The 23,656-nt window shown below is 65.6% G+C and carries 20 protein-coding genes; 9 read left to right on the forward strand and 11 right to left on the reverse strand.

The window, feature by feature from the left end; all coding sequences use genetic code 11:
- Positions 1 to 32 precede the first annotated feature (32 nt).
- The 3 genes from HZF03_RS24205 (at position 33) to HZF03_RS24215 (ending at position 2,820) form a co-directional block, all read left to right on the forward strand.
- Positions 33 to 1,982, forward strand: coding sequence for a TonB-dependent receptor plug domain-containing protein (locus HZF03_RS24205; protein ID WP_234832203.1), 1,950 nt, complete (start codon positions 33 to 35; stop codon positions 1,980 to 1,982).
- A gap of 182 nt (positions 1,983 to 2,164) precedes the next feature.
- A complete protein-coding gene (locus HZF03_RS24210) occupies positions 2,165 to 2,452 on the forward strand; it encodes a hypothetical protein (protein ID WP_011160336.1) in 288 nt (95 codons plus the stop codon).
- Between the two features lie 173 nt (positions 2,453 to 2,625).
- A complete protein-coding gene (locus tag HZF03_RS24215; protein WP_011160337.1) occupies positions 2,626 to 2,820 on the forward strand; it encodes a hypothetical protein in 195 nt (64 codons plus the stop codon).
- Positions 2,821 to 2,851: 31 nt separating this feature from the next.
- Here the strand turns inward: HZF03_RS24215 and HZF03_RS24220 are convergent, their stop codons facing one another.
- Positions 2,852 to 4,108 (reverse strand): ATP-grasp domain-containing protein, encoded by a 1,257-nt coding sequence (locus tag HZF03_RS24220; protein ID WP_119017997.1) that lies wholly within the window; start codon positions 4,106 to 4,108, stop codon positions 2,852 to 2,854.
- A 234-nt stretch (positions 4,109 to 4,342) separates the two neighbouring features.
- On the opposite strand from HZF03_RS24220, the gene HZF03_RS24225 reads away from it, so the two are divergent.
- A complete protein-coding gene (locus HZF03_RS24225) occupies positions 4,343 to 5,563 on the forward strand; it encodes an ABC transporter substrate-binding protein (RefSeq protein WP_119017998.1) in 1,221 nt (406 codons plus the stop codon).
- Between the two features lie 116 nt (positions 5,564 to 5,679).
- Here HZF03_RS24225 and HZF03_RS24230 read toward each other — a convergent pair whose 3' ends face one another.
- The gene (locus tag HZF03_RS24230; protein ID WP_234832204.1) at positions 5,680 to 6,903 is read right to left on the reverse strand and encodes an MFS transporter; all 1,224 of its coding nucleotides are present in this window, start codon (positions 6,901 to 6,903) and stop codon (positions 5,680 to 5,682) included.
- Between the two features lie 332 nt (positions 6,904 to 7,235).
- On the opposite strand from HZF03_RS24230, the gene HZF03_RS24235 reads away from it, so the two are divergent.
- The 4 genes from HZF03_RS24235 (at position 7,236) to HZF03_RS24250 (ending at position 11,885) form a co-directional block, all read left to right on the forward strand.
- The gene (locus tag HZF03_RS24235) at positions 7,236 to 7,889 is read left to right on the forward strand and encodes an ABC transporter ATP-binding protein (RefSeq protein WP_011160341.1); all 654 of its coding nucleotides are present in this window, start codon (positions 7,236 to 7,238) and stop codon (positions 7,887 to 7,889) included.
- The gene (locus HZF03_RS24240; protein ID WP_119018000.1) at positions 7,886 to 10,351 is read left to right on the forward strand and encodes an FtsX-like permease family protein; all 2,466 of its coding nucleotides are present in this window, start codon (positions 7,886 to 7,888) and stop codon (positions 10,349 to 10,351) included. The genes HZF03_RS24235 and HZF03_RS24240 overlap by 4 nt, the downstream gene beginning before the upstream one ends.
- Positions 10,341 to 11,426, forward strand: a complete 1,086-nt coding sequence (locus HZF03_RS24245) for a lipocalin-like domain-containing protein (protein ID WP_119018001.1) — start codon at positions 10,341 to 10,343, stop codon at positions 11,424 to 11,426. Before HZF03_RS24240 ends, HZF03_RS24245 begins: the two co-directional genes overlap by 11 nt.
- Before the next feature lie 66 nt (positions 11,427 to 11,492).
- Complete coding sequence (locus tag HZF03_RS24250) at positions 11,493 to 11,885, forward strand: MAPEG family protein (RefSeq protein WP_011160344.1); 393 nt, start codon at positions 11,493 to 11,495, stop codon at positions 11,883 to 11,885.
- A 186-nt stretch (positions 11,886 to 12,071) separates the two neighbouring features.
- Here HZF03_RS24250 and HZF03_RS24255 read toward each other — a convergent pair whose 3' ends face one another.
- The 9 genes from HZF03_RS24255 to HZF03_RS24295 all read right to left on the reverse strand — a co-directional run bounded on the left by HZF03_RS24255 (position 12,072) and on the right by HZF03_RS24295 (position 22,175).
- Positions 12,072 to 13,265, reverse strand: coding sequence for an ABC transporter substrate-binding protein (locus HZF03_RS24255; protein WP_011160345.1), 1,194 nt, complete (start codon positions 13,263 to 13,265; stop codon positions 12,072 to 12,074).
- Positions 13,266 to 13,350: 85 nt separating this feature from the next.
- On the reverse strand, positions 13,351 to 14,970 hold the full coding sequence (locus tag HZF03_RS24260) for an outer membrane beta-barrel protein (protein ID WP_420853831.1): 1,620 nt from the start codon (positions 14,968 to 14,970) through the stop codon (positions 13,351 to 13,353).
- 153 nt (positions 14,971 to 15,123) lie between these two features.
- Positions 15,124 to 17,010 (reverse strand): molecular chaperone HtpG, encoded by a 1,887-nt coding sequence (htpG, locus tag HZF03_RS24265; protein WP_119019936.1) that lies wholly within the window; start codon positions 17,008 to 17,010, stop codon positions 15,124 to 15,126.
- A gap of 88 nt (positions 17,011 to 17,098) precedes the next feature.
- Positions 17,099 to 18,475: a sensor histidine kinase gene (locus HZF03_RS24270; protein WP_119019937.1), complete on the reverse strand. Its 1,377-nt coding sequence runs from the start codon at positions 18,473 to 18,475 to the stop codon at positions 17,099 to 17,101.
- Positions 18,472 to 19,137, reverse strand: a complete 666-nt coding sequence (locus tag HZF03_RS24275; RefSeq protein ID WP_119019948.1) for a response regulator transcription factor — start codon at positions 19,135 to 19,137, stop codon at positions 18,472 to 18,474. Before HZF03_RS24275 ends, HZF03_RS24270 begins: the two co-directional genes overlap by 4 nt.
- The gene (locus HZF03_RS24280; RefSeq protein ID WP_012497914.1) at positions 19,137 to 19,475 is read right to left on the reverse strand and encodes a PepSY domain-containing protein; all 339 of its coding nucleotides are present in this window, start codon (positions 19,473 to 19,475) and stop codon (positions 19,137 to 19,139) included. The genes HZF03_RS24275 and HZF03_RS24280 overlap by 1 nt, the downstream gene beginning before the upstream one ends.
- Positions 19,476 to 19,572: 97 nt before the next feature.
- Positions 19,573 to 19,881: a hypothetical protein gene (locus HZF03_RS24285; RefSeq protein ID WP_011160351.1), complete on the reverse strand. Its 309-nt coding sequence runs from the start codon at positions 19,879 to 19,881 to the stop codon at positions 19,573 to 19,575.
- 183 nt (positions 19,882 to 20,064) lie between these two features.
- A complete protein-coding gene (mtnA, locus tag HZF03_RS24290; protein ID WP_119019938.1) occupies positions 20,065 to 21,189 on the reverse strand; it encodes an S-methyl-5-thioribose-1-phosphate isomerase in 1,125 nt (374 codons plus the stop codon).
- Positions 21,190 to 21,299: 110 nt separating this feature from the next.
- Positions 21,300 to 22,175 carry an S-methyl-5'-thioadenosine phosphorylase gene (locus tag HZF03_RS24295; RefSeq protein WP_012497916.1) on the reverse strand — a complete coding sequence of 292 codons (876 nt, stop codon included), beginning with the start codon at positions 22,173 to 22,175 and terminating at the stop codon, positions 21,300 to 21,302.
- Between the two features lie 279 nt (positions 22,176 to 22,454).
- Between HZF03_RS24295 and HZF03_RS24300 the strand changes: the two genes are divergently transcribed.
- Positions 22,455 to 23,597 (forward strand): iron-containing alcohol dehydrogenase, encoded by a 1,143-nt coding sequence (locus tag HZF03_RS24300; protein ID WP_165858178.1) that lies wholly within the window; start codon positions 22,455 to 22,457, stop codon positions 23,595 to 23,597.
- Positions 23,598 to 23,656 lie beyond the last annotated feature (59 nt).

A 23,656-nucleotide genomic window follows, 5' to 3' on the forward strand; every position in this document is an offset into this window, starting at 1 on the left:
TTTCACGCGCGCTTCTTGCCTCCACCATTCTGGTGCCCGCGCTCTCGCTCACCACGGCTGCCGCCGCGCAGGACGTGCTGCCCGAGATCGTCGTCAGCGCCACCGCCACTGAAACGCCGCGCGAACACGTGGCGAGCTCGGTGACCGTGATCACCGCGGACGATCTCACCCGCTATCAGCAACGCACCGCCGCGGACGCGCTCAGCATGGTGCCCGGCCTCAATGTGGTGCGCACCGGCGGCCCCGGCGGCTCGACCGCGATCTTCATGCGCGGCACCAACTCCAACCACGTCAAGGTGCTGATCGACGGCATCGACGCCGGTGATCCGAGCAAGCCGAACGGCGCTTATGATTTTGCCAACCTGCTTACCTCCGACATCGAGCGGATCGAAGTGCTGCGCGGCCCGCAGAGCGGCCTGTACGGCTCGGACGCGATCGGCGGCGTGATCTCGGTCGTCACCAAGCGCGGCAGCGGGCCCGCCAAGCTGACCGGCACGCTCGAAGGCGGCTCGTTCGGCACCTTCAACCAGACCGCGCGCGCCGCGGGCTCGCAGGACAATTTCGACTACGCCTTCAACGTCGCGCATTATCGCACGACCAGCCTGCCGGTGACGCCGCTCAATCTGCTGGCTCCGGGCCAGCAGCGCAACAACGACAACTACGACAACCTGACCTATTCGACTCGGCTTGGCGTCCGCGCCAGCGACGAACTCGCCTTCAACTACGTCGCCCGCTATACCGATGCCCACAAGGGCTTCACCGGCGACGACTATTCGCGGTATCCGAACTCGTTCCCCGAGACGTTGCAGAGCACGACCGCAAGCCGAGATTTCATGACCCGCGGCGAAGCCGTGTGGTCGCCGCTCGGCAATTTCACCAGCACGTTCGGCGTCAGCTACAGCAACGAATGGAATCGAACGTTCAATCCGAACCCGGACTTCACCACCAACATCTTCACCTTCGCCACCGGCATCTCGCCGCCGAGTTCGTACACCGGGGAACGCACCAAGTTCGACTGGAAGGGTGTACTCGACGTCGGCTACGGGCAGAAACTGGTGGTCGGCACCGAACGCCAGGATGAGACGATCCGCACCAATTCGGTGGGGGACTACGATTTCGCTGGCAACTACCAGCAGAAGGCGCTGCGCGCCCGCACCGGCAACACGGCGGGCTTCGTCGAATTGCAGTCGGAGTTCACCAAGAACTTCTTCCTGGTCTCCAACGTGCGCTACGACGACAACGACAGCTTTGGCGGGCATTCGACTTGGCGTGTCGCCCCAGTGTTCATCGTGCCGACCCTCGAGACCCGGCTGAAGGCGACCTACGGCACCGGCTTCAAGGCGCCGACGCTGACCCAGCTCTATGTCAACAACCCGGCCTACGCGACGATCGGCAATCCGGCGCTGAAGCCCGAGACCAGCAAGGGCTACGACGTCGGCTTCGAACAGCCGCTGTTCGCCAACCGCGTCATTTTCGGTTCGACCTACTTCAACAACGAGATCAACGATCTGATCAACTCGACCGGCTACGACGTGACGATCGGTGGCTACAGCTACAAGAACATCGGCATGGCGCGCACCTCGGGCGTCGAATCGTTCGTGTCGTGGCAGGCGACCGAGACGCTGCGCTTCCGGGTCGACCACACCTATACACACGCCATCGACCAGACGACCGACCAGAAGCTGCGGCGACGTCCCGACAACAAGGTGACGATGGCGGCGATCTGGAATCCGGTCGAGCGCGCCACGGTGTCGGCGACCGTGCTCTACACCAGCTCGTGGGTCGACTACGACCGGTTCGGCACCACGTTGCTCGACGCGCCGTCGTTCACCACCGTGAACCTGGCGGCCAGCTATGAGGTCGATCCGCACGTCACCGTGTTCGGCCGCATCGACAACCTGTTCGACAAGAAATACGAGGTGCCGGTCGGCTTTCTGCAGCCCGGATTCGGCGCCTTCGCAGGCGTGCGCGTCACCAACTAGGATCGCTCTGTTCCGCCGCCGTAGGCTTCGTCGGCGGAACAGAGCCCGATGCGACGTTGCGGCGAGCGCAGTTTCGCGCGCGAAACCAACGTCGAACAGCCTCCGAGCGCCGAAAGGCTGTTCGGAGGCTTTTTTCGTGCTATCACGCCGCCTCCCAACTGGAACGCGATCGAATTGGAAGAATGACGAACGACGACGATCACCGCGCTGGCAACGCCGATCAAAGCGGCGACGGCAAGGCCGAACGCGAAGCCGCAGCCAAAGCAGTCCTCGACAACATGGCGCGCCTGCGCGCCATGCGGCTCGCCCGTGAAGCCGCAATGCCGCAAGCCGCGACATCGAGCAAGACCAAGCGCACCAAGACGACAGCCTCGACCACCAAGCGAGGCTCCAAGAAGGCCGAAGACGACAAGCCGCGGCCGCTGTCGGAGTGGCTGGCCGACCAGCAGAGTTCGGGTCGGCGGACCTAACTTCGGAACAAAGCTTCGCGTATCGGCATCAAGCGACGCGAAAATTGCGTGCGAGCTTTGACGAATCCGGTCTAGTCTCTGCGCAGTCATCGCAGTTGAACTGAGCGACAGCAACGCTGGCCGCGTGTGCGCCTTCGGACCACCCGCGCCAGCCATCACGGAACCGAGAGCCCATGATCGGCTTCCTGCGCAAGCGCCCCAAGGCCGCTGCTCCGAAAAGCGATAAGAAGCCCGGCAACAGCGAGGGGAAAGGCAAAGCCAAGCCCGAACCACCGAAACCGCCGCCCGCCCTCGACGACGACCTGTACGAGACCGGCGACATCTGCGCGCCGGGCCGCGATCGCGACGACTATACCAAGGATCTGTAACAAGGTCAGGCGCCGCAGAGACATCAACACCTCAGGCTGGCTGATCGAAACCGCGATCGATCCGCGCAAGGGCCGCCGCATCGAGCAGGTGATCGCCCCAGCCCTTCGCGGCCAGGGTCGTTGCGCGTCGCGGCGCGGCAAGAAGGATCACGGCCGTTGCGACCAACGGCACGGCGCTGAACCCATCGTGCCCCACCGGCGTCAATTCCTCGGCACTGCCGGCATAGGGCGGCTGCCGCAGCATCAGCCGCACGCATTCCCGCATCACGTTGCGACGTGAGCCGCTGCGAAGCGCGCAGCCGAGCAGCGCCTGCATGCCGAGATGGCTGCAGACTCCGTCCCGCGACGGCTTGGGCGCCGCCGGTTGCTCGCCGAGCGACAGCCGCAGCAGCAGATCGACCAGATCGAGCCCCGCAAGCTGTGCGCTCATCGGCTCGACCAGCCGCGGATTACAATCGATGTACAGCGGCCGCGCATCGTTCGCCGGCCGGATGACATCGAACGAAAGCGCTCCGTGCCAGCCAAGCGCGGCGCCGATCGCTGCGACATCAGCGCGGACCGCATCGCCGCGAATACTGAGCTTGCGCGACGGCCCGCCGCCGGCACCGGTCTCGATCTGCCGATAGGCATGCAACGCCAGGAGGTCACCGCGATCGAACACCGCCTGCGCGTGCTCGATCGGACCGGCGATGAAGTCCTGCACCAGCAGTTCCCCGGCAAAGCCTTCCGCCGCGCGCAGCTCGTACACCGCCTGGTCGAGGGCCGCTTGATCCGTCACCCGCCAGACCCCGCGGCTGGCGGTGCCGACCGATATCTTGATCACGCAGGGACCACGCGCCACCTCGATCAACTCGTGCTCGGAGGTCACGATCCGGGTCGGCGGCTGCGGCAGGCCGAGCTTTTCCAAAAGCCGACTGAACCCGGCTTTGGTCACCGCGGTGCGGTAGCTGCCGTAGGATGGCAACGCCACGCCGGCCAGTGCGGCGATGCGATCGGGAGCGCGCGCGAACACCAGTCCCTGCTCATGGATCGGCAACAGCACGTCGAAGCCGCGCCGCGCCAGCAGCTCCGTCACGAAGCCGAGATAGCCGGCGGGATCGCGGCGCAGCGGCGGACAGCGATGCACCGCACGCACGAAGCGCGAGAACCGGCCAAGACACAGCGGCGATGGATCGCAGATCTCGACGTGATGTCCGGCGAGGCCCAGCATAGTGATCGCCTGCCGCGCCGAGGTGCTACCGCCTTCAGACAGCAGCACCCGCAATCGGCGCCCGGCGGGACTCATCATCACAGCGCGCTCATGCTGATCATCCCATCACGCGGGCAGCTTAGCAGCACTTAGTCCGCTCCGCGAAATTTGTGCAGCTGTGCGCGACCTGCGCCGCTACGCCGCCACGTAATTCAATTGAACCGCCGCGGTTCTCGTGAGAGCGTAGGCAGGATCGCACCGCAAACAACAAACTCGGGCGATCGACCTTCAGCCCGCACCGCAGAGTGCGGCTTTCAACGAGAGGAAACACATTTGTCCATTCGCACCTCGCTCCTCCTGGCCAGCGCCGTCGCGCTCGCTGCAGCTCAGCCCGCGTTCGCCCAGAAGCAATACGGCCCCGGCGTCACCGACACCGAGATCAAGATCGGCCAGACCATGCCGTATAGCGGCCCGGCCTCGGCCTACGGCGTGCAAGGACAAGTCCAGAACGCCTACTACGCGATGATCAACGCAAAAGGCGGCGTCAACGGCCGCAAGATCAACCTGATCAGCCTCGACGACGCCTATTCGCCGCCGAAGACAGTCGAGCAAACCCGCAAGCTGGTCGAACAGGAGGAAGTGCTGGCGATCGTCGGCACGGTCGGTACGCCGACCAATTCCGCTACTCAAAAGTATCTCAACGCCAAGAAGGTGCCGCAGATCTTCATCTCGACCGGCGCGGCGAAGTGGGACGATCCGAAGAACTTCCCGTGGACCACGCAGCTCTACCCGCCCTACCAGATGGAGGGCATGATCTTCGCCAAGTACCTGCTGAAGCATAAGCCGGACGCCAAGCTCGGCGTATTCTCGCAGAATGACGACGCCGGCAAGGACTACGTCAAAGGCCTGAAGGACGGGCTCGGCGACAAGGCTAAGACCATGATCGTCAAGGAAGTGACCTATGAGGTCACCGATCCGACGGTCGACTCGCAGATCGTCGCGTTGAAGGCCTCCGGCGCCGACACGTTGTTCACGATGGCGACGCCGAAGTTCGGCGCGCAGGCGATCCGCAAGGTGCACGAACTGAACTGGAAGCCGTTGAACTTCGTCGTCAGCGTCGCCAGCTCGATCAAGGGCGTGCTCGAGCCGGCCGGCAGCGAAGCTTCCACCGGGCTGCTCACCGCACTCGCGATGAAGACCCCGACCGATCCGCGCTTCGAGAACGACGCCGACGTCAAGGAGTTCAAGGACTTCCTCGCCAAGTGGTTTCCGAAGGGCGATATCGCCGACGGCAGCGTCGTGATCGGCTACATCTCGGCCTACATGACGGTGAAGACGCTGGAAGCCTGCGGCGACAATCTCACCCGCGACAACCTGCTGAAGCAGGTCACCAACATCAAGCCGACCGCGGCGCCGCTGCTGCTGCCGGGTATTAAGATATCGACTCGCCCGGACCGCTACGCGCCCTATACCCAGATGCAGATCGCGCGGTTCGACGGAAAGAGCTGGGTGCCGGAAGGCGAAGTGTTCAACACCGATGCGGCGAGCCAATAAGGCGCTGCAAACACCACGACCTCAAACGCGCATGGCCGGGCTCGTCCCGGCCATCTGCGTTGGTGGAGTTGAACGCCGGTGACTTGAGGAAAAAGCCCGGCATTGGGGTGAGCACCTTAGGCCGGCTTGCGCAGTCCCAGCGACACCGGCTCCGCGCTCTGCAACAGCCGTGCCCGCTCGGTGTTCGGCCACAGCAGCAACAGGCCGGCGACACCCGAAACGATCATCACCGCGCCGTTGATGGCGTAGCCGACGATGTAACCGTGAAGCGGCGAGGCTGAGTGCTGCAGTACGCTGCCCATCACCCAGGGCGCGATGATCCCCGCCAGCGTATACAGCGCGCTGTAGATCGCGATCGCGGCGCCGCGCTGCGACACCGGAGCGAACTCGGCGATCATCGGCGGACACACCACGTAGATCGAGCCGCACAGGCCGGAGCCGACCACCAGGGCGACGATCCGTGCGGTGGGACTGTCGATATAGGGCAGCATCAGAATGATGGCGCCGCCGACCAAGAGTGGCGCCGCACCAAGCACGCCGCGCGCCATCCGGCTGGAGACGCCGCGCTGCATCAACCGCTGCGACAGCCAGCCGGTGAACAGCACCACGCAGGCGCCGAACACCCACGGCGTGATCGAGACCAGCCCGGCCTGGTGCTGGCTGAAGCCCAGCCCCTGCACGATGAAGGTGGTGAACCAGGTCAGCCCGAGCGACAACGCCCAATAGGCACCGAACGTCGCCAGCACGCAGCCGATGAAAGTGCGCGAGGTCAGCAGCCGCGCGTAGGGAATCCTCACCTCGGCGGCGGCCGCGGGGCTCGGCACCAGCGGCCCCTCTTTGCCGAGTGCGACCCACGCCACCGCCCACATCAGCCCGACGATGCCGAGCGCCGCGAAGGCGTAGTGCCAGGAGTGATTGACGATGATCCAGTTCAGCGCCGGCACCGCCAGGATCACGCCGAACGCCGAGCCCTGCGACAGGATCGCGGTCGGCAGCGTGCGCTGATGATCCGGAAACCACTTGTAGATCGCATGCGCTGCGACCGAGAACGCCGGCCCTTCGCCGGCGCCGAGAATGATGCGGCAGATCACGAAGGTGGCGAAGGAGACCTCGCCGACCATCGGAAACTGCGCCACCGCCCACACCAGCGCCAGCGCCAGCAGCACCCATCGGGTCTCGACCCGATTGACGATGAAGCCGACCACGATCGCGGTGATCGAGAACAGGAAGAAGAACGACGAGCCGAGCAGACCGAATTGTTCGGGCGAGAGCTTCAGCTCCTGCATGATTGGCACGCCGGCCAAGCCTACGACGATCTTGTCGGCGAAGTTGACCACCATGAATAGAAACAGCAGGAAGGTGATCCTCCAGGCACCCTGCGGCGTGGGCTGCGCGGTCACGGCATGCTCCCTGGATCGTGTTTAATGGTTCGCTTAGTGCGAACCTATCGCAATGCTGCCGCTGTTCCCGCATGAATGCAATCGTGGAGTCGCTGCCGCGGCGCTTGCGTGCGTCGCAACCTTGTTTGCATCGCAGCAGCGTCGTCGCCTTGAGTGGCCGGCGCCCGGCCCCATATCCTCTGGCGAATGACGATGGGCTGGAAGGCTAGAATGACCGGATCGCGCCGGCGCGCATTGCGCGCTGTGATCGCCACATTGCGCGGACCGCGCCGATGCTGATCGTCTCCGGTCTCACTAAATCCTATGTGTCCGGTCAGGACCGCGTCGCTGTGCTGCGCGGTGTCGACCTTGCGGTCGAGCCCGGCGAGAGCGTGGCGCTGACCGGCGAATCCGGCAGCGGCAAATCGACCTTGCTGCATCTGATCGCCGGCCTCGATCAGCCCGATGGCGGCGCCATCACATTTGGCGAAGCGACGATCTCGACGATGCCGGACGCCGAGCGTGCCGCCTTTCGGCGCGAACGGCTCGGGCTGGTGTTTCAGCAGTTCAACCTGATCCCGAGCCTGACGGTTGCCGACAATCTCGTATTCCAGGCCCGTCTCGCCGGCCGCCACGATGAGGCGTGGCGCACCGAGCTGATCGAGCGGCTCGGGCTCGGCACCTTGCTCAAGCGCTACCCCGAGCAACTCTCTGGCGGCCAGCAGCAGCGCGTCGCAATCGGCCGCGCGCTGGCGATCAAGCCGCTGCTGCTTCTCGCCGACGAGCCGACCGGCAATCTCGACGAATCAACCGCCGACGACGTGCTGTCGCTCGCTACCGATCTGGTTCGCCGCACCGGCTGCGGCTTCCTGATGGTGACGCACAGCGAGCGTCTCGCCGGTATGCTCGATCGCCGGGTGCATCTGCACGCGGGGCTGATCCATTGAGGCGCGCGCTGTGGATCCTCGCCGTGCTGCTGAGCCACTGGCGACGGCATCCGATGCAGCTTGCGACCCTGGCGATCGGCCTGATCTCCGCGACCGCCTTGTGGAGCGGCGTGCAGGCGTTGAACGCGCAGGCCCGCACGAGTTACGACCGCGCCGCCGCGGCGCTCGGCGGCAATCGCACCGCAACGTTGGTGGCGCGTGACGGCGGCAGCTTCTCCCAGCAGCTCTATGTCGACCTGCGCCGCGCCGGCTGGCAGGTGTCTCCGGCGGTCGAAGGCGCGATCCGGATCAGCGGCCGGTCGCTGCGGCTACTCGGCGTCGAGCCACTATCGCTGCCGGTCGAAGCCCGCACCGCGCCAGCGCTCGGCACCGGCGATCTGCAGGGCTTCATTCTACCGCCGGGTCAGACGCTGATCGCGCCGGAGACGCTGCGCGACTTCAGCCTCGCCGAAGGCGCGACGCCGGAGCTGCCGAACGGCCAGCATCTGCCGCCGCTGAAGCCACAAGCGGAGATCGCGCCTGGCGTGCTGGTGGTTGACATCGGCATCGCGCAGCAACTGCTCGACATGCCGGACCGGCTGTCGCGGCTGCTGCTCGGCAGCAAGCCAAGCGATTCGCGCCCGCCGCTCCGCGACATCGTCGACGACAAGCTGCAGCTCGATCAGCCGGATGCCGCCACTGAGCTTGAGCGCCTCACCGACAGCTTCCACCTCAACCTGACAGCGTTCGGTCTGCTGTCGTTCCTGGTCGGACTGTTCATCGTCAATTCGGCGATCGGGCTCGCGTTCGAGCAGCGCCGCCCGATGCTGCGTACCTTGCGTGCCTGCGGCGCCTCGGCGCGCCAGCTCAACGCTGTGATGGTAATCGAGCTGTGCCTGATCGCGCTGCTCGCCGGCCTTATCGGTCTGGTCTGCGGCTATCTGATCGCCGCGACGCTGCTGCCCGACGTCGCCGCCACCTTGCGGGGCCTGTACGGCGCGCAGATTCCCGGTGAGCTGTCGCTGCGGCCGCAATGGTGGCTCGCCGGCATCGCTATCAGCATTCTCGGCACGCTCGCCGCCGCGTCCACGGCGCTGATCAAGGCGGCAAGGCTGCCAGTGCTGGTCGCCGCGCAGCCTTATGCGTGGCAACAGGCGCAGTATCGCTGGCTGCTCGTGCAGGGCGTGGCTGCGCTCGCGGTGTTCGCCGCTGGTTTCGGGTTTCTGTGGTTCGGCGATTCGCTACTGTCGGGCTTTGCGGTGTTGGCCGCGATCCTGCTCGGCGCCGCCCTCGGGCTGCCGGCGATCCTCGGGCTGGTGCTGGCGCTCGGCGAGAAGCTGGCGCGGGGACCGCTGACGAACTGGTTCTGGGCCGACAGCCGGCTGCAGCTCTCCGGCCTCTCCCTGGCACTGATGGCGCTGCTGCTGGCGCTCGGCGTCAATGTCGGCGTCGGCACCATGGTCGAGAGCTTCAGCCGCACCTTCCAGCGCTGGCTCGACGGCCGGCTCGCCGCGGAGGTCTATCTCAATGCCGCCAGCGACCAACAGGCGACTGAGATCAAGGCTTGGCTGAAAGGCCGTCCCGAAGTTACCTCGCTGCTTCCGGGCGCGCGCGCCGAAGTGAAGCTGCAGGGCCAGCCGGTTGAGCTGATTGGATTCGCCGACGATGCCACGTATCGCGATCACTGGCCGCTGCTCGAGCACACCAAAGATGTCTGGGACCGCGTCGCGCGCGGCGATGCGGCACTGGTCAGCGAACAGCTGTGGCGCCGGCTCGGCGTCAAGCTCGGTGACCGCATCGTGGTGCCGAGCGACCGCGGCCCGTGGCCGGTCGAGGTGGTGGGGATCTATGCCGACTATGGCAATCCGCGCGGCCAGCTCGGCATCGCGTTCGGCGCGCTGGTGACGCATTTCCCCGATGTGGCCAAGACGAGGTTCGGGCTGCGGGTAGATCCCGCACGGGTGCCGGCCCTGATCGCCGACCTGCGAAACAGCTTCGCGCTCGGGGAGCGGAGCCTCGCCGATCAGTCGACGTTGAAAGCGATCTCCAAACAGATCTTCAGCCGCACCTTCGCGGTGACCACCGCACTCAACGCTTTCACGCTCGGCATCGCCGGCGTGGCGCTGCTGACCAGCCTTCTGACCCTCGGTGCATCTCGGCTGCCGCAGCTCGCGCCGCTGTGGGCGATCGGCATCACCCGCCGCCGGCTGGCTTTGATCGAACTGATGAAGACGCTGGCGATGGCGGCGATCACCGCGCTGCTGGCACTGCCGCTCGGCCTGCTAGTGGCGTGGTGCCTGATCGCAGTGGTGAACGTCAAAGCATTTGGCTGGCGTCTGCCGTTCGAGATGTTTCCGTTCGAACTGGCAAAGCTGGTCGGCATCGCGCTGCTGGCGACGCTGCTTGCAGCGGCGCTGCCGATCCTGAAGCTGATGCGGATGCAGCCGGCGCGGCTGGTGAAGGTGTTTGCCGATGAACGCTAGAGGTCGGATCAACCGGCGCATGTTCACCGGCAGCCTGGTCGCCGCAGCGATCGCGCCGCCGGCGTGGGCGCAGGGCTTTGCCGGGCTCGGCAGCGAAGCCGGCGGATTTGCCCCCGTGGTGCCCGGCCGCAAGCTGGCGTTTCCCAACGACCATGGTCCGCATCCCGATTTCCGGATCGAGTGGTGGTACCTGACCGCGAACCTGAAGGACGCTGCGGGCAAGGCCTATGGGGCGCAGTGGACGCTGTTCCGTCAGGCGATGACGCCGGGCCCGCAACGCGGCGGCTGGGCGAACCAGCAGATTTGGATGGCGCATGCCGCCGTCACCAGCGCCGACACCCACCGGTTTGCCGAGAAGTTCTCGCGCGGTGGCGTCGGGGTCGCCGGGGTCGAGGCCTCGCCGTTCAAGGCTGTCATCGATGATTGGGCGATGCAGGGAAGCTCGGCCATGGAGGCGGCAACGCTGTCGCCGCTCGAGGTTACGGCGCGTGGGGCAAATTTCAGCTACGCGCTGCAGCTGAGCGCCGACCGGCCGCTGGTGCTGCAAGGCGACAACGGCTACTCGCGCAAGTCCGAACGTGGCCAGGCGTCCTACTACTACAGCCAGCCGTATTTCACTGCGTCCGGCACCCTGACGCTCGACGACCGCTCGATTCCGGTCGAGGGATCGGCCTGGATGGACCGCGAATGGTCGAGCCAGCCGCTCTCCTCCGACCAGACCGGCTGGGACTGGTTCTCGCTACATCTATCCTCGGGCGACAAGGTGATGCTGTTCCGGCTGCGGCAGCGCGACGGCACCAACTACTTCGCCGGCAATTGGATCGGTACCGACGGCCGTTCTGCGCCGCTATCTCCGGATCAGATCAAGCTCGAACCGCTCGGCTTCACCGCGGTCGGTTCGCGCCAAGTTCCGACGCGCTGGCGTGTGGCGGTCGCCGGCCACGATCTTGCGATCGAGACCACGCCGCTCAATCCCAGCAGCTGGATGGGCACCAGCTTTCCATATTGGGAGGGGCCGATCACCTTTGGCGGTAACCGGAGCGGCTTCGGGTACCTTGAGATGACCGGATATTGAGTTCAAGCTGCAGCCAACCGGCGGCCATCAGCCGGGCAAGAACGAACCTAGTGTGGGAGCCCTTGGATGTTTCACTACACCACGATCGCCACCCTTCTGGCGTTGATGTTCTATTTCTACACCTCGGTGCAGGTCGCGCGCGCGCGGATGCTGTACGGCGTCAAGGCACCGGCGATCTCCGGCCATCCGGATTTCGAGCGTGTGTTTCGCGTCCAGGCCAATACGCTGGAATGGCTGCCAATCTTCCTGCCGTCGCTGTGGCTGTTCGCGTATTATCTGAGCGACGCCTTCGCGGCCGCGGCTGGCGCGGTGTGGATTATCGGCCGAATTCTCTACATGCTGGGCTATGCCGAAGCCCCGGAGAAGCGCGGCCTCGGCTTTGCGGTGCAGATGGTGGCGACCGCCTTCCTGTGGGGCGGTTCGGTGTACGGCGTCGTGCACCAGATGCTGGGGGCTTGAACCATCCTCCGTCACGGACGTCATGCGCGGGCTTGACCCGCGCCTCCATCACCTCTTCGAAAGACTCTGAGCGATGGATGGCCGGGTCAAGCCCGGCCATGACGACAAACAGCTCGCCGTCATGTCGGCGAAAAGCCGGTGCCCTTGCGGAGCGCCGGCCTTCACTTCAGATGCTCGATCGAGCGCTTACTTGGTCAGCGGGCAGCCGCTCTCTGCCGCAGTCGGGAACGCCTTGTCGCCCGGCACGGTGGCGAGCAGCTTGTAGTAATCCCACGGCTTCTTCGATTCTTCCGGCTTCTTCACCTCGAACAGATACATGTCGTGGACGAAGCGGCCGTTGGCCAGCACCTTGCCGGATGCAAACGCGTCGTCGACCGGCAGCTCCTTCAGCTTCTTGGCCACCGCATCGGTGTCCTTAGTTCCGGCGGCCTTGACGGCCTTCAAATAGGACAGCGTCGCCGAATAAGTCCCGGCCTGGATCATGCTCGGCATCCGGCTGGTGCGCTTGAAGAAACGCTCGGCGAACTCACGCGATTTGTCGTCGCGATCCCAATAATAGGCTTCGGTCAGCACCAAGCCCTGCGCCGCCTTGAGGCCGAGACCGTTCACTTCGGCCAGCGTCATCAACAGGCCCGCAAGCTTCTGGCCGCCGGCGACGATGCCGAATTCAGAGGCCTGCTTGATCGAGTTGGCGGTGTCGAGGCCGGCATTGGCAAGGCCGACGACCTTGGCCTTCGAGGCCTGCGCCTGCAGCAGGAACGAGGAGAAGTCCGACGAATTCAGCGGATGCCGCACCGAGCCGAGCACCTTGCCGCCGCTGGCGAGCACGATCTCACTAGTGTCCTTCTCGAGCGCGTAGCCGAACGCGTAGTCCGCGGTCAGGAAGAACCAGGTGTCGCCGCCGGCCTTCACCAGGGCGCCGCCGGTTCCGACCGCGAGGGCATGAGTATCGAACGCCCAATGGAACCCGTAAGGCTGGCAGGCATCGCCGGTGATCCGCGACGTCGCAGCGCCGACCACGATGTCGATCTTCTTCTTTTCCTTCGACAGATCCTGGATCGCCAGCGCCACCGACGAGGTGGTGAGTTCGGTAATCATGTCGACGCCGTCGACGTCGTACCACTTGCGCGCGATCGCGACCGCGTTGTCGGGCTTGTTCTGATGATCGGCCGAGATGAGCTCAATCTTCTGCCCCAGCACTTCGCCGCCGAAATCCTCCACCGCCATCTTGGCGGCTTCGAGCGACCACTTGCCGCCGTAGTCCGCGTACACGCCGGACTGGTCGTTGAGGATGCCGATCTTGACGCCCTGCGCCGAAGCCGGCGTGATGGCAACGAGGGCAGTGGCCGCAAGCGCGGCGGAAAGAAGTTTGAGTTTCATTGCGTGCCTCCCAGTGTTTTGGTTGGCGCGCAGCTTAGTTAGGAAAATTGCCGCTGCCCAGCGGATTGTTGAGCAATGGCAGTCGTTAGAGGCTGTCGAACTTATAGGCCGCTTGCAAGAAGGTTCCATAGCGCTCGGTGCGCGCCGGCAGGGTCTGACAGGGACACTCCGTGCCGAAGATATTGGTGTAGGCGTTGGTGGTCGCCCACATCGCCCAATACCGCGCACCGGCGCCAATGCTGAAAGCGCTGTTCAACTGATAGGACAGGATGGCTTCGAGCTGGACGCCCTGCCCCGTGCCCTGTGACGGCGACACTTTGTCGGCGACGTCGGTCCGCAGCAGATGCGTATCGGTTCCGAAGGTCTTCACATACGGCAGATAGGCCGCATCCGCCGAGAGCTTGACCCCACGGCCGAGCCCGATCTCACCGTTGAGGCCGACCCGCAACGAATGCCAGGTGTCGTTCTGGGTGATGGCGAGAACTGCATCCGAAATCGGTTGCGCGCAGACCAGCGACGTGGCGCCTGCCGTCTGCACGCAGCCATAGGCCGATTTGTTCTCGCGATAATAATTGTAACCGACGAAGCCGCCGAATTTGTAGTCCGGCCCGTGCACCAGATTGTAGCCGACATCCACAGTCGCATAGGCGATGCTGCCCCTGACCGGATCCGACAGCGTATTCGAATAGGGGATGCCGTCGGAGGCGATCCAGTCCTCGTCGTTCATATGACCGGTCAGCAGCGTGCCGCCGCCGGCAAAGCCCTTGAGGAAGGTGTCGTAGGGACCTTCGATACGACCGAAAGCCTCCCCCGACACAGCGGTATTTTGATAGGTCAACCGCGAGATCAGGAAATTCTGATTGCCCTGATCGAATGTGCCGCCGAGATCTTTCTGGAAACGACCCGAACTATACCAGACGCGACCGCCGACCTCGACCGCTCCGCGCTCGACGACATCGACCCCGGCCTGGGTGCCGCGCAGATGATAGTCGTCGAAGCGTGCGTCGACATCGCCGCCGAATTTGAGGTTGAGGCCGACCTTCACCGCATGCAGGTCCTGCTCGACCCTGCTCCTGCCCTGCGGCGTTGCGAAAGAGCCGACGCCCGGCACCAGCCGTTCGCTGTCCGGTGTCGCCATGTCGCGGCTGCCGAAATCGGCGTAGTTGTATTCGAGCTTCACCGACCAGGCCGGCGCCAGCGCCCGTTCGATGCCGGCACCGACGGTCCAGCCCCACCGACCGTCATTGGCGGCGGTCAAATTGCCGAGCGGATAGCCGACGGCGATGTCGAGCCGCTCACTGAGATAGGCCGCACCGCCTTTGGCGTAGAGCAGCGTGCGGCCGCCGGGACCGGTGACGAAGCCGGCACGGCCGGTCAGCGTCGCCAATGCATCCTGGCGGACGCGGCAATTGGACGAAATGAACAACCCCGACGACGCCATGCAAGTGTTGGTGCCCTTGGCGTTCATCGAACTGAGATCGGCCTCGACGCCGATCAGCCAATTCGCGTTCGGCTGATAGTTGTAGCCGACCTGGATGCCTGCCAGCGCAGCCGGGCTGCGGACGCTGCCGCCGTAGAGACCGGGGCCAGCGGGATCGCTGAAGCTCGACGAGCCGAAGCTGCCGCCGACATGGGCGCCCCAATACAGGCCGGTCCAATTCCACGACACCGGCGCAACGGGCATGAGCGGAGGAAAGCGCGGCATGTCGGCCGCCGCGGCCGGAGAGATGACCGTCGCGAGCGTGGCTACGGTAACAAGGATTCGACTCATGGCATCGCACTCTGCTCGGCACAACGATGCCGAGCAGAGTGCGCGCCATGGATTAAAAAAGCGGTAACCCTGTTTGTTAGCTAGCTGCTAACCACGCGCAACCACGCCACGCAGCACCAACCGATTGAGCCGGCTGGCGAAGGCGGCGGGGTCTTCGGGCAGTTCGCCGTCGAGGATCTGCGCCTGCTCGAGCAGCAGGAAAGCAAGATCGCCGGCTTCCGCCTTGTCGGTCCTGGTATCGCCGAGCGCGGCGACCAGCGGATGCGTCAGGTTGATCTCCAGGATCGGCTTGGAGCCGGCCCCTTTGTTGGCGCGCGCCAGCAGCTTTTCCAATTCGCGATCCGGCCCCATGCCGCCAGCGACCAGACACGAGGCGCTCGACGTCAGCCGCTGCGAGGCTTTGACGTCGGAGACGCGCTCACCGAGCGCGTCCTTGATCACCGCGATCACGGTCGCCTCGTCGGCCTTTGCCTCGTCCTTGTTGTCCTTGTCCTGGTCCTGATCGAGCTTCGGGATCAGGTCGAAATTGACATCGCCCTGGCTCAACGACTTCAGCGGCTTGCCGCCGAAATCGAGCTGCCCGGAGGTCCAGAACGCATCGACCGGATCGGTCAGCAGCAGCACTTCGATGCCGCGCGCGGTGGCCGATTCCAGCTTCGGGTTGGACTTCAGCCGCTCCAGCGAGTCGCCGACCAGATAGTAGATCTCGGTCTGGTTCTCCTTCATCGCCTCGACATATTGCTTCAGCGAACGCTTCTCGCCGGCCGTGGTGGTGAAGCGCGCCAGCGACAGCAGCTTTTCGCGGCGCTCGAAGTCCTCGTACAAGCCTTCCTTCAGCACCGGGCCGAACGCATCCCAGATCTTGCTGAAGTCCTCCGGCTTCTTGTCGGCGAGGCTTTCCAGCTCGCTGATCACCTTGCCGGTCACCGCGGTGCGGATCTGCGCGAGCTGCGGATTCTTCTGCAGCATCTCGCGCGACAGGTTGAGCGGCAGATCCTCGGAATCGATCACGCCGCGCAGGAAGCGCAGGTAAGGCGGCAGCAGCTCGGCTTCCGAGGTGATGAAGACGCGGCGGACGTAGAGCTTGATCTTGCCCTTGCGCTCCGGCTCGAACAGATCGAACGGCTTGGTGGACGGCGCGAACAGCAGCACAGCGTAGGACTGCCGACCCTCGGCGCGATAATGCAGCGTCATCGCCGGCTCGTCGAACGCGCCCGCGATCTGCTTGTAGGCCTGCTTGTAGTCGTCCTCGCTCAGCTCCGACTTCGAGCGCTGCCACAGCGCGCTGGCTGAATTGATCTGGCGCGGCTCGCCCTCCTCCGGCACCAGCTCGATCGGGAACTGGATGTTGTCGGAATACTCGGTGACGATCCGCTCGATCTGCCAGTCTTCGAGATATTTCGACGCGTCCGGCTTCAGATGCAGCACGATCTCGGTGCCGCGCTCGACCCGCGCGGCGGCTTCTTCGGACGCCGGAGCGATCTCGAAGCCGGCACCGCCGGCGGACGTCCAGGTCCACACATCGTCCGAGCCGGCGCGGCGGCTCGTAACGGTGATCTTATCGGCCACCATGAAGGCGGCGTAAAAGCCGACGCCGAACTGGCCGATCAGGCCGGCGCTGTCCTTGGATTCGGCGAGCTTGGAAATGAAGGATTTGGTGCCGGACTTGGCGATGGTACCGAGATTGTCGATCAGCTCCTGGCGGTCCATGCCGATGCCGTTATCGACAATCGTCAGGCTGTCGGGCGCCTTCTTCGGGATGATCCGGATCTTCGGTTCGCCGCCCTTTTCCATCAGCTCGGGCTTTGCGATCGACTCGTAGCGCAGCTTGTCGAGCGCGTCGGACGCGTTCGAAATCAGCTCGCGCAGGAAGATGTCGGTCTCGGAATAGACCGAGTGCACCATCAGGTTCAAAAGCTCGGCAACTTCAGCCTGGAACGGCTTCGTCTCGCTGGCGGTATCAGTCATGGTCATGGCGAATGTCGCTGGTCCTGGAGAAGGAATGTGAGGGAAAACCGGGATATAGCGCTGGCGGGCGCGATGGCAAGATCGCGGCGCCGGCCTAGATGCCCGGACCGGCCGACGCCACCGCGGAGCAGCAGCAGGCTTTGAGGCCGCCGAGCTCGGAGCGCGACAGCCGCAAGCTCCAGCCATAGGCGTCGAGCACGTCCTGGACAATGGCGAGCCCCAGCCCGGCGCCCTCGCCGCGCTGATCGAGCCGGATGCCGCGCGACAGCACCTCGGTGCGCGCCGCCTCGTCCAGCCCGTCGCCATCGTCCTCGATCATGACGCAGAATTCGTCGGCGTCGCACGACGTGCCGATCCGCACCCGCGACTTGGCGTGGCGGGTGGCGTTGTCGAGCAGATTGCCGAGCACTTCGGCGAGGTCGGTGCGCTCGATCGGCACCGCCACATAGTCGGCGACCTCGATGCCGTAGTCGATCGAACGGCCCGCGGGGGTGCGCGACTGGATCGTCACCAGGGAGCGCACCAGCGGCAACAACTCGACCGTGACGCTCTCGCCGCGCCGCGCCGCGCCGCGCAGCCGGGCCCGCGCCAGTTCGCGGTCGACATGCCGGCTCATCGCCGCACCGACCGCTTCGATGTCGCGGGCGAGCTTGTCTTCGCCGCGCTCGCGCAACCGCGCGGCGTCGCCCGCCAAGGCCGCGAGCGGCGTCTTCAGACCATGGGCGAGATCGGCCGCCCGGTCGCGCGAGCGCTCGATCTCGCGCGCCTGCGCTTCGAGCAGCGCGTTGACCTCCTCGACCAGCGGCCGCACCTCGTCCGGCACCGCCTCGGGCAAACGGCTGCTGCGGCCTGAGCGGATCGCGGCGACGTCGCGGCGCAGGGCCGCGAGCGGCCGCAGACCCAGCATCACCTGGACCGAGGTGGCGAGCGCCAGCACCGCGCCCAGCAGCCCGAGCGCCACCACAAGATCGCGCGCGAACGCCTTGCCGGCGGCATCGACCCGCGCCAGATCGACCGCCACGGCGGCCCGGATCGGCACGCTCTTGCCGCCCATGGTGAGCTGCACCCGGCGCTCGACGATCGACAGCCGCGAGGCGAACGGGCCGGCGATGTCGTGGTGATGGACTTCCCCGGGGCCGGGCTGATCGATCGGCACCGTCAGCCGGTCGTCCCACAGCGAGCGCGAACGCACCAGCTGGTCGCCGTCGTCACCGACCTGCCAATACAGTCCCGACAGCGGCTCGGAGAACCGCGGATCGGTCGGCGGTCGCACAACCGTGAGCCGTCCGTCCGGCCCGGCCTCGATGCCGGCGAGCAGCTGCTTCAGCGATACTTCCAGATCGTCCGCGATGGTACGGGTGACGTGGCGCTCGAACAGGATGGTGAGCGCGAAACCGGCGACGCTGAGCGCGATCAGGATCGCCGCGGCCCCGCCGGCGATCAAGCGCAGCCGCAGCGAGCTGTGCTTCATGAACGCTCGTCCGGCACGATGTAGCCGAAGCCGCGCCGGGTCTCGATCAGGTCGGCGCCGATCTTGCGGCGAACCCGGCCGACCAGCACCTCGATGGCGTTGGAATCGTGGGCGTCGTCCTGGCCGTAGATGTTCTCGGCAAGTTCGTATTGCGACACCACCCGGCCGCGATGCAGCACCAGATAGGACGCCAGCCGATATTCCAGCGGCGACAGCGAAACCGGCTTGCCGCCGACGCTGACCTGCATCTGCCGCTCGTCGAGCGTGACCTCGCCGATGGTGACCACCGACGAGGCATGGCCGGCCGAGCGCCGCACGATCGAGCGCAGCCGCGCCAGCAGCTCCTCCATCTGGAACGGCTTCGGCAGGTAGTCGTCGGCACCGGCGTCGATGCCGTCGACACGTTCGGCCCAGCTTCCGCGTGCGGTGAGTATCAGCACCGGGGTGAGGCGGCCGTTGTCGCGCCAGCGCTTCAGGATGGTGAGGCCGTCGAGCCCGGGCAGACCGAGGTCGAGGATGATCGCGGCATAATCTTCGGTATCGCCACGAAACCACGCTTCTTCGCCGTCACCGACGATCTCGGCGAGGTAACCGGCTTCGCCGAGGCCGCGCGCCAGCTCCGACGCGATCCGGCTGTCGTCCTCGACCACCAGCACCCGCATCATTTCTCCTTGGTGCGGCGGATCTCGCCACTCAGCGCATCGACATAGACCTCGTACAGCCGGCCGGCCTTGTCGACCACGATGAACTCGTACAGCCACTGATCGTGGTGGCGCTCGATCTCGACGCCGGTGATCTCGCCGGGCAGCTTATCGCGAACCCGGCCGAGCAGTTCGGCAAGGGGACGGATTTCGCCGCGCTCGACGGCGAGGCGGGCTTCGTCATGATCCTGGCGGTGGTCGTGGGCGCCGTGATTATGCTCATGCGCGAGCAGGCGCGCCGACGGCAGCGGTGCCGCGGCGATCAGGGCTGCGAAGATGAAAATGAACAGGCGCCCCATTGGTGCTTCGGCCGGCTCCTTTCGAAACCGCCAGTCTGGCGCCGGGCCGCTGACCGCTCGCTGACAATGATCAAACCGGCACGGATCGTAGCGGCCGTCAGCCGCCGTTCCGAGAAAACAACGGCCGCAGCACGCCGGCCACCAGCCCGGCAGCGATCAGCAAGCCGACCACCGGAATCCACAACAGAAACGCCCCGAGCAGCAACACGAGCACCACTGCGATCACCGCACCTATGGCCAGCGCCATCAAAAACAGGCCAAGCGGACCGACTTTGCCGACAAAGACGTGCTCGGTGGTGTTCTGATCGATAAAGATCCGCGTCCCCATCGGATCATGGGTCTGTCCGGGCGGAATGATCTCCGGCTCATAGCGCGGCCGCTCCGGCGGCCTGGATTGATCGGTCATGATGCAAGTCCTTGGGGCGCGCGCGGCTCGGCTCCGGCGCGAATCAAGCATAGCCACAAAGGTGGCAAGCGCGAGAGCGTTTCCACAGGCGTTACGCGGCGATCGGCCGCGCGACACACTGTTTGAACTCAGCAATACCGCCGATGCCGTGCTCAGCGGCCGAACAGCCGCTGCCGAACGAACTCAGGACGCCCGCAGGAGTTCCTTGGCCTGCGCCACCCGCTCCGGGAAGGCGGCAGCCAGCGCGGCACGGTCGGCTTTCAGCACCCCGCGCTCGGTGATCAGACCGGTGACAAGGCGCGCCGGAGTGACGTCAAAGCCGTAATTGGCGACCTTGGACCCCTGCGGCACGATCCGCACCGTCTCGATCCGTCCGTCACTGGTACGGCCGGTCATATCGGTCACTTCCGCGGCCTCGCGCTGCTCGATCGGGATTTCGCGGACGCCGTCGTGGATGGTGAAGTCGATCGTCGGCGACGGCAGCGCGACGTAGAATGGCACCTTGTTGTCGGCCGCCGCCAGCGCCTTCAGATAGGTGCCGATCTTGTTGCAGACATCGCCGTCGGCGGTGACGCGGTCGGTGCCGACGATCACGAGATCGACCAGCCCGTGCTGCATCAGATGACCGCCGGTATTGTCCGGAATCACGGTGTGGTCGACGCCATGATGGCCGAGCTCCCAGGCGGTGAGCGACGCGCCCTGATTCCGCGGGCGGGTCTCGTCGGCATACACATGGATCGGAATACCAGCATCGAACGCCTGATAGATCGGCGCGGTCGCGGTGCCCCAATCCACGGTCGCGAGCCAGCCGGCATTGCAATGGGTCAGCACATTGACCCGCTCGCCGGGCTTCTTGGTCGCCGCGATCGCCTCGATCAGCTTCAGGCCGCTGGCGCCGATCGCCTGATTGATCGCGACGTCTTCATCGGCGATCTCACCGGCACGCCGATACGCCGCCGCGACGCGATCGGCCGGCTGCACCGGAGCGAGCGCGCGGCGCATCTCGTCGAGCGCCCATTTCAGATTGATGGCGGTCGGCCGGGTTGCGACCAGCTTGGCGTAGGCGGCATCGAGACCGGCGTTGGAGGCATCCTCGCGCATCGCCAGCGCCATGCCGTAGGCTGCGGTCGCGCCGATCAGCGGCGCGCCGCGCACCAGCATGGTGCGGATCGCATCGGCCGCGTCATCGGAGCTGGTCAGCTTCACCACCACGTAGTCGTGCGGCAGCCGGCGCTGATCGATGGTGCCGACGGTCCAGCCATCAGCCTCGAGCCAGATCGTGCGGGTATGCTTGCCGTCGACTTTCATGGTGCCTCGCTGAGATCGAATCGGTCATTGCGAGCGAAGCGAAGCAGTCCAGAAATTCACATGCCAGCACTGGACTGCTTCGTCGCTTCCGCTCCTCGCAATGACGAGGTTTACGCCTTCAAAACCCGCCCGGCCACCGCGTCGAGCTTCTTCAGCAGTTCCGGATCGCGCGCTTCGGGGGCGGTGATGAAGGCGGCATCGAGGGCACGATCGGAGCCGATCGGGCATTCCTCGTGCTCGCGCGGGAAGTCCTGCGCCAGCCGCGCCACCAGGCTCTTGGCCTTCTCGGCATTGGAGGTCAGAACGCGGACGATGTCCTGCACCGTTACCGCGTCATGGTCCGGGTGCCAGCAGTCGAAATCGGTGACCATCGCCACCGTTGCGTAGCAAATTTCCGCCTCACGGGCGAGCTTGGCCTCCGGCATGTTGGTCATGCCGATCACCGAATAGCCGAGCTGCTTGTAAGTCATGCTCTCCGCGTAGCTGGAGAACTGCGGACCTTCCATGCACAGATAGGTGCCGCCGCGCGCTACCGGAATGCCCTCGGCCTCCGCCGCAGCCGCAAGGTGGATGCGCAGCCGCGGGCTCACCGGGTGCGCCATCGAGACGTGGGCGACGCAGCCTTTGCCGAAGAACGAGCTTTCGCGCTTGTAGGTGCGGTCGACGAACTGATCGACCAGCACGAAGGTGCCGGGCGGCAGCTCTTCCTTGAACGAGCCGCAGGCCGACAGCGAGATCAGGTCGGTGACGCCGGCGCGCTTCAGCACGTCGATATTGGCGCGGTAGTTGATGTCGGAGGGCGACAGCCGGTGGCCCTTGTCATGGCGCGGCATGAACACGATCGGCAGGCCGGCGATATTGCCGCGCCGCACCGCGGAAGACGGCTGCCCCCACGGGCTCGCGATCGCTTCCTCTCGGACGTCTTCCAACCCGGGCAAATCATAGATCCCGGAGCCGCCGATAATGCCGAGCACGGCCTTAGTCATGGACTGTCTCCCCGACGAAAGCGTTTTCGAGCGAAGTGGTCACCGGTTCGCGTGAAGAAAACGCGTCACAACAAAATCTGCCGCCGCATTCAACATGCGGGCGGGGCAGCGACAACCCCTTACGGCGGCGGATCAGCCAAACGTCTTATCTTACCGCGTTGTCGGACACGCCCATGACGGGCCGTCGCCGCGACGAATTTTCCTGTTCCCGAACCTACGACGATCGGATTAGGATCATCGCTAAGGCCACGCAAAAGCGGCCAAGGGGAGAGAAACAACGTGATGACTGGACGCGTCGTGTTCGGCGCCATGGAGGAGGTCGTCTACGGTCAGCCAGCGGCGGAAGCGCTCGCCGCTCAGTTCGACCGCATCGGCGCGCAGCGCGCGCTGCTGATGGTGTCGGGCACGCTGAACCGCACCACCGATGAAATCGCCAAGATCAAGGACGCGCTCGGCGGCCGCTGCGCCGGGGTGTTCGACGCGATGCCGGCGCATACGCCGCGCGCCGCAGTGATCGCCGCCACCGAACAGGCCCGCGCCATCCAGGCCGATATCATCGTCACCGTCGGCGGCGGCTCGATCACCGACGGCGCCAAGGCGGTGCAGATCTGCCTCGCCAACGACATCTCGAGCGCCGCCGAGATCGACCGCGTCCGCAACATCAACGCGCCTGTCGCCCCCAAAGTCCGGCAGATCAGCGTCCCGACCACGATCTCGGGCGGCGAATTCAGTGCCATTGCGGGCGTCACCAACGAAGCCACCAGGGTGAAGGAGAGGCTGGCGCATCCGCTGACGATGCCGCGCGCCGCGATCCTCGATCCGGCCATCACCCTGCACACGCCGGAATGGCTGTTCCTGTCGACCGGCATCCGGGCGGTCGATCACTGCGTCGAAGCGATCTGCTCGCGCGAGGCGCACCCGTACGGCGACGCCCAGGCGCTGCGCGGCCTTGCGATGCTCGCTGCGGGGCTGCCGCGGGTGAAGGCCGACCCGACCGACCTCGATGCCCGGCTCGACTGTCAGATCGGCACCTGGCTGTCGATGGGTGCGCTGTCGTCCGGCGTGCCGATGGGCGCCAGCCACGGCATCGGCTACGTGCTCGGCGCCGTGTTCGACGTGCCGCACGGCCACACCTCCTGCATCATGCTGCCGGCGGTGATGCGCTGGAACAAGTCCGCCAACCGCGACCGCCAAGCGCTGGTCGCGGCCGCGATGGGACATCCCGGCGAAGACGCCGGCGACGTGCTCGACGCGCTGATCCGGGTGCTCGGCATGCCGCGCAGCTTGCGCGACGTGAACGTCGGACCCGAGCATTTCGAGCGGATCGCCACCCAGGCAATGGGCACCCCATGGGTGCCGCGCAATCCACGCCCGATCGAAGGACCGGCGCAGGTCCGGGAGATCCTGGAGCTCGCGGCGTGAAGACGCGCCTGCTTTCGCGGAACCAACAACGATGAGATCGTCATTGCGAGCGTAGCGAA

This window comes from Rhodopseudomonas palustris, assembly GCF_013415845.1.
Taxonomy (GTDB): Bacteria; Pseudomonadota; Alphaproteobacteria; order Rhizobiales; family Xanthobacteraceae; genus Rhodopseudomonas; species Rhodopseudomonas palustris_F.